The 15,168-nt window shown below is 62.2% G+C and carries 9 protein-coding genes and 2 pseudogenes; 1 reads left to right on the forward strand and 10 read right to left on the reverse strand.

Annotation, left to right across the window (positions count from 1 at the left end; genetic code table 11):
- Positions 1 to 92: 92 nt before the first annotated feature.
- From QJT82_RS37205 to QJT82_RS37230, 6 genes are all read right to left on the reverse strand, one after another.
- The gene (locus tag QJT82_RS37205) at positions 93 to 824 is read right to left on the reverse strand and encodes a lytic transglycosylase domain-containing protein (protein WP_210262968.1); all 732 of its coding nucleotides are present in this window, start codon (positions 822 to 824) and stop codon (positions 93 to 95) included.
- Positions 825 to 979: 155 nt separating this feature from the next.
- Complete coding sequence (locus QJT82_RS37210; protein WP_028343868.1) at positions 980 to 1,492, reverse strand: S26 family signal peptidase; 513 nt, start codon at positions 1,490 to 1,492, stop codon at positions 980 to 982.
- On the reverse strand, positions 1,489 to 1,953 hold the full coding sequence (locus tag QJT82_RS37215; RefSeq protein ID WP_016845862.1) for a DUF2840 domain-containing protein: 465 nt from the start codon (positions 1,951 to 1,953) through the stop codon (positions 1,489 to 1,491). The genes QJT82_RS37210 and QJT82_RS37215 overlap by 4 nt, the downstream gene beginning before the upstream one ends.
- A gap of 182 nt (positions 1,954 to 2,135) precedes the next feature.
- Entirely contained in the window at positions 2,136 to 2,414 is a 279-nt protein-coding gene (locus QJT82_RS37220) for a helix-turn-helix domain-containing protein (RefSeq protein ID WP_075968518.1), read from the reverse strand.
- 793 nt (positions 2,415 to 3,207) lie between these two features.
- Positions 3,208 to 4,950 carry an NEL-type E3 ubiquitin ligase domain-containing protein gene (locus QJT82_RS37225; RefSeq protein ID WP_028343865.1) on the reverse strand — a complete coding sequence of 581 codons (1,743 nt, stop codon included), beginning with the start codon at positions 4,948 to 4,950 and terminating at the stop codon, positions 3,208 to 3,210.
- Positions 4,951 to 5,968: 1,018 nt separating this feature from the next.
- Positions 5,969 to 7,333, reverse strand: coding sequence for a hypothetical protein (locus QJT82_RS37230; RefSeq protein WP_016841760.1), 1,365 nt, complete (start codon positions 7,331 to 7,333; stop codon positions 5,969 to 5,971).
- A 348-nt stretch (positions 7,334 to 7,681) separates the two neighbouring features.
- On the opposite strand from QJT82_RS37230, the pseudogene QJT82_RS37235 reads away from it, so the two are divergent.
- A pseudogene (locus QJT82_RS37235) lies at positions 7,682 to 7,874 on the forward strand (transposase); the annotation flags it as partial.
- Between the two features lie 12 nt (positions 7,875 to 7,886).
- Here the strand turns inward: QJT82_RS37235 and QJT82_RS37240 are convergent.
- The 4 genes and pseudogenes from QJT82_RS37240 to QJT82_RS37255 all read right to left on the reverse strand — a co-directional run bounded on the left by QJT82_RS37240 (position 7,887) and on the right by QJT82_RS37255 (position 15,158).
- Positions 7,887 to 8,318, reverse strand: a complete 432-nt coding sequence (locus QJT82_RS37240) for a hypothetical protein (protein ID WP_018270293.1) — start codon at positions 8,316 to 8,318, stop codon at positions 7,887 to 7,889.
- Between the two features lie 141 nt (positions 8,319 to 8,459).
- Positions 8,460 to 9,383: a DUF2493 domain-containing protein gene (locus QJT82_RS37245; RefSeq protein ID WP_028343864.1), complete on the reverse strand. Its 924-nt coding sequence runs from the start codon at positions 9,381 to 9,383 to the stop codon at positions 8,460 to 8,462.
- A gap of 337 nt (positions 9,384 to 9,720) precedes the next feature.
- A complete protein-coding gene (locus QJT82_RS37250) occupies positions 9,721 to 10,821 on the reverse strand; it encodes a toprim domain-containing protein (RefSeq protein ID WP_035633030.1) in 1,101 nt (366 codons plus the stop codon).
- Positions 10,821 to 15,158, reverse strand: a pseudogene (locus tag QJT82_RS37255) (strawberry notch-like NTP hydrolase domain-containing protein). The gene QJT82_RS37250 and the pseudogene QJT82_RS37255 overlap by 1 nt, the downstream one beginning before the upstream one ends.
- Positions 15,159 to 15,168: the final 10 nt, after the last annotated feature.

Here is a 15,168-nt window from a genome sequence, read left to right on the forward strand (position 1 = left end):
CTGGACGCATACCGTCGTGTTGCAACCAGTCCCTGCTCTCAGACTGTTTTCCTCGCTGAACCACGCGATCGCCTCCCATGCTGCACAGCTGATCATCGCGCTGTTCCCGAGTTCGACCGGGCGACAAACACGTCAGTGGCCGTGGGGACCATCTGCAAAACATCTCGCGACGAGATTGCAGTCGTTGCGCCGGTCGAGGACAGGAACGCCGGCTTCCGATCGCCCGCCTTGACTGGGTCAATTCGCCCGACGAACAGCGTCGCAGCTGCTGACGGCTGCTGGCTCGCGGCCCAAGTCGCTGGCAGTTCGATGCCGAGCAGATTTGCAAGCTTGGCCACGTATACTCGCGTTTCGTCTGACAAAGGACCGCCCGCGAGATGCCCGTCGTAGCAAGTTGGGCCCGCGTTGTACGCGGCGAACGCCCCGGGCGAACCATAGCGGTCAAGCAGTTCGCCGAGATACGCCGTGCCGGCCAGAATGTTGTTGCGCGGATCGTAGGGATCGCTTCCGAGATGATAGCGTTCGCGAAGTTCCGCCCAGGTCGCCGGCATAATCTGCATCAGGCCGATTGCGCCCTTTGGGGACTTCGCGTGTACGTCACCAGCGCTTTCGATGCTAATGACTGAACTGATCAAGTTCTCCGGAACTGCAAAGCGTTTTGACGCTTCGTAGACGAAAGCTGCAAACGGGTTGCTCGTCCGAGAGACCGCTCGAACCGCAGTCGATCCATTCTCGGTCTGACCAACACTATGCGACGCAGTCAAAATGAGCAGCAGTGGCACGACAGCCCAAACGCGCATCCCCAGTCGAATCAAAGATGCCATGTTCGCTTCCGTCCAGTGTAAAGCTGCTTCGCGGCGGCCGTTGGACCGCCCTTGACTCCCGCACCCATCGGCTTTGCGGAGATTGACCGGCAGGGAGGAATGGTCCGCCAATCGATCGATCAGAGGAATGGCGTGGCGCCGTGAACCCCGCAAGATCAGTCCTCCCATGTCCACACCGGGATGGCACGGCCGATCACGGCCGAGGCCGGAAGAAGCCCAAAATATCGACCGTCGAGGGAGTCGACCGACTGCCAATTCATGACAAACAGCTCGCCGTCTCTGACGACGCGGCAACCCTGCCATTTCGGCAGCGGCCGGCCGCGTCCGTCGCGATCCCGCGCCTCGCCCACTGCAATGTCGTCGACCGAAATTGCGGGTCCGCTTCTGCAGACCGTCTGCCCGGGCAGAGCCAAGACTCGCTTAAGCATAGGGACGCCGAGCGGCAGATAGCCGTTGAAGTCGAGAAAGGTCGCAAGCGGTTCCGGCGGCTGAACGGCGACCAGCTCCGTGACAAAGAAGCGCTTCGCTGGTCGCAAGCCATAGAGACCGATCGGCACGCTTGCCGATGCATTCCAAATGTAGATCGGCAGCGGCTCCAGGGCGATCGTCGCGACGACAGCGGAAGCTACGGCAAACGTCGTGGTCAGCGTCCATAGACGGTCCGTCATCGCATCACCCTTTGACGATGTAGCCAAGCCTGGTGGCGGCCCTTCGTGTAGGGACGCGGGTTTTCGTTGACGGACAGGCGATTGTGAACGTGATGCCAATGATCGGGCGCTACATCAGCCGGATCGATGCTCAGCGCATCGATCGCGTCGATCATCTGCAGCGCCCGTTCGACTTTAGGCCAGCCGGAGAGCCGCAGCAAAATCTCTCCGCCGGGCTTTACATAGGGCACTGTCGAGCAGCGCTGTCCTGCTGCGACCGCGCGCAAGATGTCGATCCGCGAAATGACCGTGCCAAAGTCGTTGGAAGTCCAACGGACGAAGGCAAAGATGCCGCCGGCTGCGAATGACAGGATGCGCCGGTGGCGATCAAGCTTCCGTTCCTTGACAATGCGACCGAAACGAACGCGGTTTTCAATACGCTTTTCGAGCCACAGCACTTCCACTTCGGTGAGATCGCTCATGCCGCCGCTCCTTGAATCTCGAACCGAGGATCGTATGCTTTCGGCTGGGTGAAGCGCGTCCGAAGGAGAGCAGAACTGGCCATCCGGCGCGGCGCAAGATCGCCAGGAAGCGTGCGAAACAGGTCGCGCGGCTCACGCTCGGAGCGGCCGTAGTGCGCTGGGGATTTGCTGACGGGCATGGCTTAGCGCCGCTCTTTACCCGCATAGGGAATTGGCGCATGCCGCTTTGCGGGCAGTACGGTGCCGGCACCGGGATCGGAGGTCGATTTCTTTCTGCCCAGTTTGGCCCAGGCTGTCAGGTCGGCTACTGAGTAGACCACACGCCCGCCGATCTTGTGGTATTCGGGACCGGTTCCGTACGTTCGATGTTTTTCCAACGTGCGGCCGGACAAACTCAGAAAGCGCGCGGCTTCGGACGTGCGAAGGTACCGCGGCGGTTTATCCGTGTTCAGGTCGGACATCTGAAAAGCTCCGTGATCGTCTGGAGCGCGAGCTAGGTTCGCCGCGCATCGACGGCCACAATCGCGGAGCAGCAGTGATTATGGGGATGCCGAAGATGACGGGGTCATTTTCGATACCCTCACGGAAGACGTATTGGTTCTCGCGCTCGGACCGCAGAAGCTTGCGACGAGATGCACAATCAGCCTCGAAATGTCTGCGAGCAGATCGCATATCGCGACATCGCATAGCTATCCGGCGTCTCGACCAAGAAGCAGATCAGCGTCGAATTCAACCAGAAAGAATTCCTCGACATCCGGCGGGCGAAGGAACAGCTTGAGTCGATCAAGGTCTGGGTCCAAGACCGCAGCCGGATGACGATCAAGCAAATCGGCAACGAGTTCCGAGGCGCCGGTATGGCCCGAAGCAGTTTTGCATCGGACCACTTCAAGCTAGTTGAGCCGGAACGGGAGCATTGGAACGTTGACCGGACCGTCTAATATGCGTCGGCCTACAGGAAGGATCTCGCCAAGGAGCTTGACGGTGTCGTCTGGCAACTTGCGCAGCTCACTCGTGAAGGCCAGCGCGGCGTTGAGACAGACAGGACCGTGTTGCCCCCAGCTGGAAATTCGGCAGCGGCGATATCTCCGGCGGCGGCCGTCGAGAACAGCGATTTTCGTCATCGGCCTGGCGATCCCCAAGATCTGGCTCCGCGACAACGAGCCGGAGCCGGCATCGGAAGACAATGCGAAAAGGAAGTGAGCAGCGCGATCGCTGGCGGAGGGAACGCAAGATGTTGCGGCGGTTTCGCAAGTCTCACAGTTCAAGGCCACGTTCTGCGAGCACATTGTGCATGACCTCGCGTTTGATCTCGCCGGCGACCTCGTTTCGAACCTGGGCGCCGAGCACGCGCTCGGCATCCGCATCGCCTAGCAGACCATGCTCGGCCAATCGCTGATCGAGCCGGCTCTCAAACTCCTCGCCCATGGCTTCGATCAACCGGTCTTGCATCGCTTCATATCGGTCCGGAGCGATGCGCCTCAGCACCGTCTCCCAGGGTTGCCAGCGGGCTGCCATGTAGTCGTTGAGCTGGTCCGCTTCCTGCTCCCGGACCAGGTCTAGCGCCCGCGCCGCATCGTCCTGGCTTACGTCAGAGACCGCCAGGAAGCTCATGTCGGGCGCGACGTGACTGAGCTCCAGCGGCTCGCGCAGCAGATGTTGGTAGGCCAGGTAGACTTCGACGTCGTCCACATTCGGATGGTCGCCGGCGAGCAGGTTGACCCTATCGCGCGCGATCTCGTCCAGCGCCTCCAAGCGGAACGCAATACGGCCGCGCTGAATCAGTTCGCCAAGCCGATCGTCATATACTCCCTCCTCGACGTCAGCGTTGAGGCGCGCAGTCTGCATGCCGTTCCAGTGCAAGGTAACACGATCGTCGCAAGTCTCGTTGGCCTCGGAAGCCTGTGCAAAAAACTGCTCGCGCAATCTCGGATTGGCCGCCGCCTGCCGCAGATCATCAGCCACTGCCTGCCGAAACTCGTCATTGCCGTAGTTCACGTTCCCTCGCAGCCTCCCCAGGAACCGTGCGTAGTCCTGGGCGCCTGCCTCATCCGCAAAGTGCTGCCATTCGGCCAGCGTCGCCGGGTCCTCGGCGAGCCAGTGCGCGGCAGCCTCATACAAAGACTGCTGAGCAAGCTGCGGTGGCGTTCCGACCGCCGCCAGATTAGCGAGGACATCGTCCGGCAGTGGGTTATCCTCCAACTCGAGGGTCTCCAAATGCGGGTAATTGAGACCAAGATGCGGTGCACTCTCGACGAGACCCTCAGGCAGGCTGGTCAGCTGGTTACCGCTAAGATTGAGCGATTGAAGCGTGCTGGGAAGGGTCGCCGGCAGGTTCGCCAATTGATTGCGGCTGACATCGAGTTCAATGAGACCCCATGGGAGAGATTCGGGGAGCTCGGTCAGCTGATTTCCACTAACCGCGAGCGAGGTGAGACGGCTCGGGAGAGCGTCGGGCAGGCTACTGAGTCGGTTGTCGTTTGCATTCAGCATCTCGAGCCCAGCCGGAAGGTTGGCGGGCAGACTGGTCAAGCTGTTATCGGCCACCTCTAGCCAGGAGAGGGTTGCCGGAAGAGCGTCCGGCAAACCCGTCAACCGGTTATGGCTAATGAGAAGATGCTGGAGACCGGGTGGGAGCATAGCGGGCAGGCTGCTTAGCTCGTTGTGCCTGGCGTACAGTTCCTGCAACCTTGGCGGCAGGGCAGTGGGCAAGGCGGTCAGGGACAGAGACGACAAATCTAGCGAATGCGAGCTCGTGTTGTCCGAAGCCCTAATTCGCATGCGCCCCTGTCGTCGGTTCTCGGCATCGCCCTGCCCCTCTTCGGCAACCCAGTTGTCCAGGATCCCCGCGCGCACGGAGGCGGGGGTCCGATACCCCGTCAAGACTTCGAACAAATTTGCCACGGCACGGTTGAAGCCGGCGAGGTAGCTTTCCTGCTCCTCTTCTTCAAAAGTGTCCGGATCTGAACGTGTGCTCCGCTGTGTCTGTCCTGTATCCATCAACTTTCTCCGCCTTTAGAAACTAAAGAGTACGCCTGCCACTTCGTCAGGCTCCGAAGGAGGTCGCTGCGCGCCAACGCAATAATTATTCGGGCGAGTGCCACGTGCGCTGCAGCGCCCACTCCTGGTCGAGGTGGTACAGCGTCACGCGAATCCCACAGCGGCCAATAGATCGAGTGCAGGACCCCTAACGTGGGAGCGTTCCGTCCTTTGCAGGCCTACCTGTCGATCAGCTGACGAGTATTGCCGTCGGGGCGACCCGTTCGCTCAACCGTTGGCACCGCTGGTGATCGAAGCCTTGCGATGATGGCCGTTTGCTTAACGGCTGGTCATATGCAACGCCGAATTTGACGCTTGATGGCGATTTCGACGTAAGGGCAATATGTGACTTTAAATCTGCGTCGGAAACGCCACGATTACAAATGACAGGAGGATCTGGCCGAGCGAGCGAGTTTATGCGCCCGTTACGACGGCGCCATCAAACCGCGGCGATGTCTCAGCAAGCGTCGCCATGCTCGGACAATTTGCTGAGCATTGGGATCGAACCGGGAGATCGGCTCGAAAGGCGCCGCGGCTTCGTACGCCGCCTCTCGCCAGCCGCGACGCGCCCCGCCGCCGATTCCAGTCAAAAACAACATGCTCTCTAAGCTCAGCCGACGCGTGTTCAATGGGGCGCCGGAAGCAGCCTCTTTACTCCCAGGATGCTTCCCCTGTCTCGGGGCTTGAGGAGCCCCGATTAATGGCAGTGCTGTAAAACGCAACGGCAATAACACCGTAGGTGTTCTTCGCAGCTTTGGCCGCCGGCTCTTCGGAACGATCAAAGGGCGGTGGCCGTGCGGCTCAACGAGGAGCCGCATGGCGACGACGCGCGCAAGTTAATCGGGCCGGTAGCGCTCACCTGCACCGCCCGGAGCCGCGCCAAGCTCGCAAGAGTCGCTGGAGCAAGCTATGGTCCATTAACAAGTCCAATACCGGAGCTGTGTGGACGGGCTCCTAGCGTGCGATTGTCGCTCGGCATCTACATTCCCGGGTGATGAATGAGCCAAACGTCATTGGGGCCTCCAGGCCCCAAGCGGGCGGTGTAACGCTCGCCTCGAAGGTCGTATTCTTTTACCGGCTGCGTCTCGTCCGGCAAGAGGCCCCAGCGGCCGAGCTTCGAGAGCATCGTGTCCGGCGCGGGTTGGGTGCCGTGCGAAAAATTCTCGGGAACGGCGAATGATGCAGCATAAATCTCGCGGGCCGCGGGGGGCGTCCTCTCAGCCCTGGAGGACGCCGGAGCGGCATGCTCCATCGAACGTCCAAGCAGCGCTAGTGAGGCTCGATTCGCAGGCTGCGCGCTGGGCTGCGGAACGTGTTCCGGTCGAGATCCGAGAGGAATGGCAGCGCCTGGCGCATTGAGTGGGGTGCTTCGCCTCATCGCCGCCGCGGGCACGAATAGCGCCGTGTAGCGGTCATTGTGAACGATAAAGCTGTTGGGTCGGCTGTCCTGGCTCGGCGGGATGCTGCTACCGTCAAGCGCCGCCGACGCGTGCTGGTCGCCGTGCCGGAAGTTGAAGCGACGAACGACCGCTCCTAAATTCGGGGTCTGCTGATGGCGCGCGGTTGGCTCGAGAGACGATGATGGGCCGGCGTCTTCCACCATCGCCCACAGCTGATCCTGATCGTAACCTTCCTCAGGAAGGACCAATGGCGAGCCGACCGCTGGCCCGAGAGGCGACGGTGCTCCGGCGCTTTCCATCAGCACACGAGCCATTGAAGTGCCCGGCTCGCTCAGCTGGCGCTCAATGGCATCCAGTTCCGCATGGCTTAGCGTCCTCTGCCTCTTCGCAGGCCTCAGGTGCCCGCTGTAATCCTCACCCATGAGGGCCGCGTGACTTGAAGGGGGGGCGCTCCCGGTCAGCTCGTTCGGAGCCGGCTGGTATCCGTCGCTCCAATTGAAGTGACGAACGGCTAGTCCGGGATCCGGTGTTTGGTGATCGTGCGCGGTTGGCTTGAGAGACGATGCTAGGACGGCTTCGCCGATCATCCCTCGCGGCGAATCCTGATCGTGACCTTCCGCAGTCAGCCCGCTCGGCCAACTCGAAGCTCCCCGCGCGCTGTGCTGCGCAGCGACGTGCCCGACGCTTCTGGTGACTGCGTCTTCGGGATGAGGACCGCCGGCCCCAAGTTCCAACGCCTCGGTGAGTCTACGGTCTTCGCCAGGCAGATGAGGATAGTAGCGATCTGGAGAAACAGGAACCCCTGCGACGGCAGTGGTATCAAGCTGCGGCACTTCATCCAGGTACGGCTCAAACTCCGCTTGCTGCTGTTGCGGTTGTGTCACCGCAGCGTTGTAAGCAGCGAAATCCCGGTCGAACGGGTTGATGCTGTTAAATGGGTCCATATCCCCTCCGTTTGAGTCGGTTCGCAATCCTAAGCAGGTTCACTCTCTGGTTCTCCCTTTATTGGGATCAGCTGTCGACAAGCTGACGCGCTTAGAATTCCGACTTGGCTGTGATCGTCTCTGGAGTGCCGTTTGGACTTAGAGAGCATGTTGTTTTTGACTGGAATCGGGGTTCCCGGAGCGGGCGATTTCTGATTCAAGCTCCATGCTGGAGTGCGGAGGCCAGCACGGATGATGCGCCCCTATTCGAAAGACATCCGTGAACGCGCCTTGGCTCGCGCTGACGCGGGCGAGATGGTTCGGTCGATCGCAGAGGCGCTACAGAGCCCCTCGTACGCGCCAGACCACCGTATCTTCTTGCCGCCCTACAGCCCTGACCGCAACCCGATCGAGCACGTCTTCGCCAAACTCAAACATCTCGTGCGAGCCGCAGAGCCTCGTGACGTGGAGGCAACCTGGCGGAAGGTTGGTGAACTCCTCGATCTTCTCCCAGGAGGAGTGCACCAACTACTTCAAAAACCCAGGCTATGCTTCCGTGTAAATACATCATGCTCTAGCCGGCTCGAAGTGAAGGGTCACCGCGAGCAAGCACAGTCAAGCGCGTCCACGTCGTGCCGCCTACGCAAAGCGCGCCGAGGTAAGCGAAGGCCTCACGCCAGGCCAGCGACGGCACTGCGATCTGCGACAGCGCGAGCACCACATTGTAGCCGGCGATGGCAGCTGGGACAGCGAATATGGTCGCGATCATGACGCGCCGGGCCACGGATCGGCTACCAGCGAAGGTGATCTCACCGACGGCAAATGTCAGCACGCCAGCGGCAATTGCGACGAGCAGCGCGCCGATGACGCTGGCGCCACCATGGAACGCTATCATCCCGAAATTAAGTGCGACGAAAAACGGCAAGGCATACACTGCCAGCGCGAAAACCGCCCAGCAGAACAAACCGATGCCGAGTGCGTTGAGAACAAGCCCAAGGGCGGGCATGGTGGCGGCTCCAATTGCATGGATTTGCAAGTCGCGCCTTCCACCACCACCACGGCGCGACTTCGGATATAAGGTCTGAACGAGGCGGAGTTGCGGCGCGTACAACTCCGCTTTGATGGTTTGGAGGCGAGACGACGGCGCTCACGCGCCGCCGAATCTCCAAACGGGGATGCCGAAACGCCTCGCCTTGTCGGCGAGGTTGTCCTGGATCCCTGTACCCGGAAAGTGCATGACGCCGATCGGCAGCAGTTCGAGCATGGCGTCATTGCGCTTGAAGGGAGCCGCCTTGGCATGCTTTGTCCAGTCGGGCTTGAAGACGATCTGGGGTACCTTGCGGGTGGTCGCCCATTTGGAGGCGATCAATTCGGCGCCTTTGGGCGAGCCGCCATGGAGCAGGACCATGTCGGGATGCTTGGCGCGAACCTTGTCGAGGCGATCCCAGATGAGGCGGTGGTCGTTGAAGTCCAGCCCGCCGGTGAGTGCGATCTTCACTCCCGGCGGCAACATGTCCTCGCTCTCGGTACGACGCTTGGCGGCGATAAAGTCGCGGGAGTCGATCATCGCTGCGGTGAGCGTGCGGTGGTTGACCAGCGAGCCCGACCGAGGACGCCACGACGAGCCGGTGTGGACCTCAAATCGTTCGATCGCCTGATCGCGAAAGATTTCCAAGCAATTTCGGCGCTCGATCAGCGTGATGCCCTCGGCCATCAGGCGCTCAAGCTCGACCGATCGCACCTCCGACCCGTTCTGCTCCCGTTGGCTCTTGTGCTGAGCTTGTTCATTGTCGTCGAGCTGACGTTCAATGCGGTCGACGGCACGATGGAACAGGTTGACCGTCGACCAAAGGAGTTCGTCGAGGTCCGGCTCTAGCCGCGTATCGCTCAGCGTGGCGACCAGGGCGTCGAACATATCGACGATGGCACCGGCGATCGTTTTCGCCTCGGGAAGGGGTCTTGGATCTGGCTGGTCGTCGAAGGGACGATAGCCGAAGAGCTGCAATTCGCTCAGGACGTGGTCGGTTGGAGACGCCGCCTGCGCCGGTTCGATGTCGTCGTGGTCGGTCATGGGAAGAGGTCCTTTGCCGGATTGGCCGCGCCCATCGCGGCCTTCGTGGCGATCACTCAGACGGCGGGCGGAACGGGCCAGAACCCGGAGCGGCTTGTCCGCCGAAGCCCGCTAGGGCGCAGGCGGAAGCGGAGGGCCGAAGCGGCAGCGGAGGATGGCGAAGGCCGGCTATTTTGCTTCGCGATGCAAAGCGCGCCGGTCGGATCGCTGGCGTGCCTTCTCATCGCCTGCGCGCGGCGGAAAATAGCCGGACGCAGCCATTGCCGGCCCGAACCGCTTGGCGTCCGATCGCCCTCTAGAAGGCCGTGGTCGCGTGCCCTTCCGGCATTGGCCCAATCTACCACCGATCCATCGCGATCGATCGAACGATGTCGGCTTTTTCCGCGGCCGGCGGGAGCGAATGCAAGAAGCGAACGACATCTTCTGGTACGAGTTGAAGCCGCAACGCTGCTCGGAGCGCTTCAGGGCCTAAGATGTGCAGATCTTCATTGAAGTCGCCCAGCCGAGGCGACAACGCGATCGCTTCAACGCCGGCATCTTCCGCGCGCTGGGTAAGGTTAGCTTGTACGGCATCTCCGGCGGCATCGGCGTCGCGGGCGATATAGAGCCGACGTAGCCCAGACGGCAGCAACATGGCCGAGAGGTGATTGGCCGACAGCGCCGCTGTCATCGGCAGGCTCGGCAGGAGGTAACGCAGCGACAGCATGGTCTCGATACCCTCGCCGGCAGCGAGCACGTCGTCCGCCAGGCCGAAACGAACGGCATTGCCGAGCAGGTCACCCATGGCCCGTCGTGGCGTGTCGACAGGGGCCTTGCCGAGCCGGACGCGATCAAATCCGTCAGGATCGAGCCAGGTGCGATGCACGCCGGAGATCCGCCCGGCGAGGTTCGTGACGCAGGCGATCATCGCTGGCCATGTTTCGGTCGGCAAATGATCGTCCGGTCGATAGTAGCAACGTGGGTGGAAGCGCAAGCTGCCACCATGGTGGATGCGGGCTATTCCGCGACGTTGCAAATAAGCTTCGACCACAGTCCCGTCGATTGGGCTGGACATGGCAAAAAGGCGACGGGCGGCTTGCTGCGATCCGGCCAGCACGGCTGGACCCACCCGTTCCGGGGTAGGTTGCCGCTCGGAACGAGGTAGCTTCAGAAAGCGTCTCGCCTCCTCGGCCACCTCGCGAAAGTCTCGCAAGGCCAGACTTTCGCGGATGACGTCGAGGAGGTCACCATGTTCTCCGGTCGCGGCATCGGTCCATTTGCCGGCGGGTCCCTTCGGCGATTCCTGGAGCCGTACGAACAACGAACGGCCCGGCGTGTTGCGGACGTCGCCGACCACCCAGTACCGTCCGGCCCGCTTACCATTGGAGAGATAGTGCCTGCATACCGCCTCGGCCTCGCGCGCGAGGCGGCGTGCCAATTCGGAGGCGTCGCGGGGCATCACGCGGCCTCCCGTCCACCGACGCGCGCGACCGGATAGCTGTCGAGCACCTTCGCCAGGACCTCCACACCGCTTGCGTCCGTGGGCACGAACATGCGGAGCTTCCAGGAGATGATCTCCCCGAACAGACCATAAGCCCGCAGGCGATCGCGCATCGTGTCGTTGAGCCCGACAGTTCGATGCGGGTTGCGCCCATCAATCGGACACGGCGAAGCTGGAGGTCTTCGGCAAGATCGAGGACGATCTGTCCCTCCATCAGCGCGGCAAAGGCAGCGTCCGGCGTCAACGTGGGCGCATCCGCGGCAAGGACGTTCGCGACCCAGGCGGCGGAGACCTTGCGGCCGATGATGCGTTCGCCCGCGTCGGTCTGGAGCCGATAAACTCGGCTTGATTCGTTCGGCAGCCGCTTCCAGATGGGTAACAGCAAGCCGGCCACGACGTGGATCGTACTCTCCGAGAACTCGGGTAGCTCTGCGAGTTCCGCCAGCCAGGCGGCGGCAAAGCGTTCGCGATCCGATTCGGCCCAATGGCTTTCCGCCATCATGTTGAGGGAGACGCTGTGCTGCTCCATCGGCCGTATCAAGCGGATGCGCCGCTCGATCTCGCCGTCGTCGAGCATGAAACTTGGCGCCGGGAGCTGCACGGCCGCACGGGCCGAGCGTTCATTGAACAACGGAATCGCGCGATGATCGGAAAGCCGAGCCAGAGCCTCATCGAGACTTAAGGGATGATTGCGCCAGCGCTGGGTCAGCGTAAGCAGGCGGGTCTGCGCCCCCGTGCCCGGATGGGTGTAGACCGTCCGCCGGTCGCAGACGACAAAGCTCTCGGCGCGGAGCGTTTCCAGCCCAATGTCATAGGTGCCGGAAGCAACCGCGCCCTCGATCCGAGCCATCAAGAGCTGTTCGAAGACGGTGAACAGGACGTTCTGTAAGTCGATGGTGAGCGCCAGCAAACGATTGAGGAAGGTCGTGATCGGCGGCAGCTCATCCCTCAGCCCATTGGCATCGGTCAGTTGCAGGCCGGTCGCATCCTCGAACCTCTCGAGCGAGCAGCCGTCGATCCTGCCGCGAACGAGCAATGTGTAGAGTTGACGCAAGGCATCACGCCCGTACCGGCTTTCGAGATTGTCCTCCGGCCGAAACAGGCCCTGCCCTCCAGTCTGGCGCTGACCGCGTGTGATCGCGCCCAGCGTGTCGAGCCGCCGCGCAATGGTGCTGAGAAAGCGTTTTTCGGCCTTCACATCCGTCGCGATGGGACGAAACAGCGGCGGCTGCGCCTGATTGGTCCGGTTGGTCCGGCCAAGCCCCTGGATCGCGGCATCGGCCTTCCAGCCGGGCTCGAGCAGGTAATGGACCCGCAACCGGCGATTTCGGGCCGACAGTTCGGCATGGTAGCTCCGTCCCGTGCCGCCCGCGTCGGAGAACACGAGGACGCGCTTGACGTCATCCATGAAGGCCGAGGTTTCCGCGAGGTTCGCCGAGCCCGCTCGGCTCTCGACCACCAATCGGCCATGCTTGCGAACGATGCGGCGCGAACGGCCGGTCACTTCGGCGACCATGTCGGTGCCGAAACGCTGGATGACCTGGTCCAACGCCCCAGGAACAGGCGGCAGCGAGGCGAGCTTTTCGATCAAGCGATCGCGGCGCAAGACAGCCTCCCGGCTCTCGACCGGTTGGCCGTCGCGATAGACAGGCCGCGAGCAAGGATTACCCTCTGAATCAGTGAAGGGCTCGTAGAGCTGCACCGGGAAGGAAAAAGCGAGATAGTCGAGGACATACTCGCGGGGCGTAATGTCGACCTGGACGTCGCCCCAGTCTTCGGTCGGAATTTCGGCCAGCCGACGCTCCATCAGCGCCTCGCCCGTTGAGACGATCTGAATCACCGCGGCATGGCCGGCGTCGAGATCACGCTCGATCGATCGGATCAGCGAAGGCGTCTTCATCGAGGTCAACAGATGCCCGAAGAAGCGCTGCTTGGCGCTTTCGAAGGCGGATCGCGCCGCCGATCTGGCCTGTCCGTTCAGCGTTCCGGTTTCGCCGGTGATGTTGGCGGCCCGCATCGCGGCGTCGAGATTGTTATGGATGATGCTGAACGCGTCAGCATAGGCGTCGTAGATGCGAACCTGCTCGGACGTAAGCTGGTGCTCGACGAGCTCGTACTCGACGCCCTCATAAGACAGCGAGCGGGCGGCATAGAGACCGAGCGCCTTTAGGTCACGAGCCAGGACCTCCATGGCCGCCACCCCACCCTCCTCGATCGCCTCGACGAACTCGGCGCGCGTAAGTCGGATCGTAGCCATGTCGTTCTGTGAGCCAAGGAGTTGCCAGACATATTTGTCTTCCTAAGACCGCTTGGCCTCCGACTTCCGTCGCCGACACATAGACCACCCGAGCATTCGGCAAGGCGTGCTGGAGCCTCAGGCCCGCGCGCCCCTGCTGAGAGGCCGCCCGGTCGCCGCGCTCGCCCTTGCCCCCGACCGCATTCTGCATGGCGTGGCTCTCGTCGAAGATGATCACTCCTTCGAAGTCGGAGCCCAACCATTCAACGATCTGGCTGACACGCGAAAGCTTCTCGCCGCGCTCGTCGGTGCGTAGCGTGGCATAGGTTGTAAATAGGATGCCTTCCGAAAGCCGGATCGCCGTCCCCTGGCGAAACCGGGACAGCGGCGTCACCAGCAGGCGCTCCATGCCGAGCGCCGACCAGTCGCGCTGGGCATCTTCGATCAGCTTGTCGGATTTGCTGATCCAGACCGCACGGCGGCGGCCCTTGAGCCAATTGTCGAGCAGGATTCCACCGACCTGACGTCCCTTGCCCGCGCCGGTGCCATCGCCCAAGAACCAGCCACGGCGAAAGCGGATGGCATTCTGAGCGTCCTCGCACGCGGCGGCCACAACATCAAAGGTCGGATCGACGGTCCAGGAGCCTGCCAGGAATTCGGAATGTGCTCCGCCGGCATAAATGACGCTCTCGAGCTGAGCGTCCGACAGAAGTCCATCTGTCACCACACGTGGCGGCAGATGCGGACGGTAGGTCGGCTTCGGTGGCGCGACGGATGCCATTGCCGCGGACTGCACGAGTTTGGTCGGATGTGGATGCGATCCGGAAATCCGGATCGACTGCAATTCGTACTCCTCATAAAGCGCATCGGTCAGTCGGGCGCTTTCCGGCGGAGACCAATCGACTGTCTCGTAGTTGAGCTCTACGCCTCTTGGCGCCACACGTCCCGACGTGGACGGTAGACACGGTACAGCGGCGGCGGTCGATCTCGCCTTCGCTGGACCACAACGAATAAGGTCGCGCCCAACCGGCGTAGTGACGACGGGTAGCCTCGACGGCACATGCCGGGCCACCCAGCCAAATAAGGTGGCGACATCGCTCGCCATGCCCGGTGAAGCGGGAAAGATTTTCGGATCAGGCGCAGGCAGCTTGTCGATCACAAGCAGCCTTGTGTCCGTTTGTGTCCCGTGCTTGGCGTAGACGGCGCCGTCAATGGCGGCAGAAAACGCAACCCGCCCGCGTTCCTGGAGACGAACAAAGGCTTCCGTCCATGCCGGATTATCCGGCGCAAGGCTCTTGCCGACGATGACGACAAGACGGCCGCCGTCGCAAAGGCGCGCCAAGGCTGAGGTGATGTGCCGGAGAGCTGCGTCCGGCATCGGTCGTTCGACATTCGCCACAGCCGAGAACGGCGGGTTCATCAAGACGACGCTCGGGGCAACCCTCGCCTCAAGGTGATCATCGATCTGGGCGGCGTCAAAGCGGGTGACCTTAACGTTGGTGAACAGCTGATCGAGCAATGTCGCGCGCGGCTCGGCCAACTCGTTCAACACCAGGGCGCCGCCCGAAAGCTCGGCAAAGATCGCAAGCAAGCCTGTCCCTGCCGAGGGCTCGAGAACGCGATCGGCAGGCGTAACGCCCGCCGCCACAGATGCAACAAGGCCGAGCGGAATCGGCGTCGAGAATTGTTGAAGTGCCTGGCCATCCTCGGAACGCCGCGTATGGGTCGGCAGACAGCTTGCGATCCTTGCGAGCATCGGCAGCATGGCAGCCGTCGAACCCGCCTTGGCGCGCATGGTCGGGCCGAACTTGCGAAGGAATAGAACGGTCGCCGCCTCGCAGGCGTCATAGGCGGTCTTCCAATTCCAGGCACCGGCCGCGTCCGAGCCGGCGAAGGCAGCCTCCATGGCGCTACGCAGGACAGCGGCATCGATGCGACGACCGCGTTCGAGCTCAATCAAGAGCTGCTGTGCAGCGCGGAGAGCCGCAGAGGTTAGACTTGCAGCGGCACGCATCGAGAGCGGCGCGGCGGCAGCGCCGCCGGTGAGAGATTCGGTCATGGCAGGATGT

Origin of the sequence: Bradyrhizobium sp. Mp19 (assembly GCF_029952935.1) — a bacterium.
Taxonomy (GTDB): domain Bacteria; phylum Pseudomonadota; class Alphaproteobacteria; order Rhizobiales; family Xanthobacteraceae; genus Bradyrhizobium; species Bradyrhizobium elkanii.

Excerpts from the sequence above, each read along its gene's own strand:
- QJT82_RS37220 (WP_075968518.1), bottom strand. The coding sequence starts at position 2,414 with ATGTCCGACCTGAACACGGATAAACCGCCGCGGTACCTTCGCACGTCC.
- QJT82_RS37210 (WP_028343868.1), bottom strand. The coding sequence starts at position 1,492 with ATGACGGACCGTCTATGGACGCTGACCACGACGTTTGCCGTAGCTTCC.
- QJT82_RS37240 (WP_018270293.1), bottom strand. The coding sequence starts at position 8,318 with ATGCCCGCCCTTGGGCTTGTTCTCAACGCACTCGGCATCGGTTTGTTC.
- QJT82_RS37230 (WP_016841760.1), bottom strand. The coding sequence starts at position 7,333 with ATGGACCCATTTAACAGCATCAACCCGTTCGACCGGGATTTCGCTGCT.
- QJT82_RS37250 (WP_035633030.1), bottom strand. The coding sequence starts at position 10,821 with ATGCCCCGCGACGCCTCCGAATTGGCACGCCGCCTCGCGCGCGAGGCC.
- QJT82_RS37225 (WP_028343865.1), bottom strand. The coding sequence starts at position 4,950 with ATGGATACAGGACAGACACAGCGGAGCACACGTTCAGATCCGGACACT.
- QJT82_RS37245 (WP_028343864.1), bottom strand. The coding sequence starts at position 9,383 with ATGACCGACCACGACGACATCGAACCGGCGCAGGCGGCGTCTCCAACC.
- QJT82_RS37205 (WP_210262968.1), bottom strand. The coding sequence starts at position 824 with ATGGCATCTTTGATTCGACTGGGGATGCGCGTTTGGGCTGTCGTGCCA.
- QJT82_RS37215 (WP_016845862.1), bottom strand. The coding sequence starts at position 1,953 with ATGAGCGATCTCACCGAAGTGGAAGTGCTGTGGCTCGAAAAGCGTATT.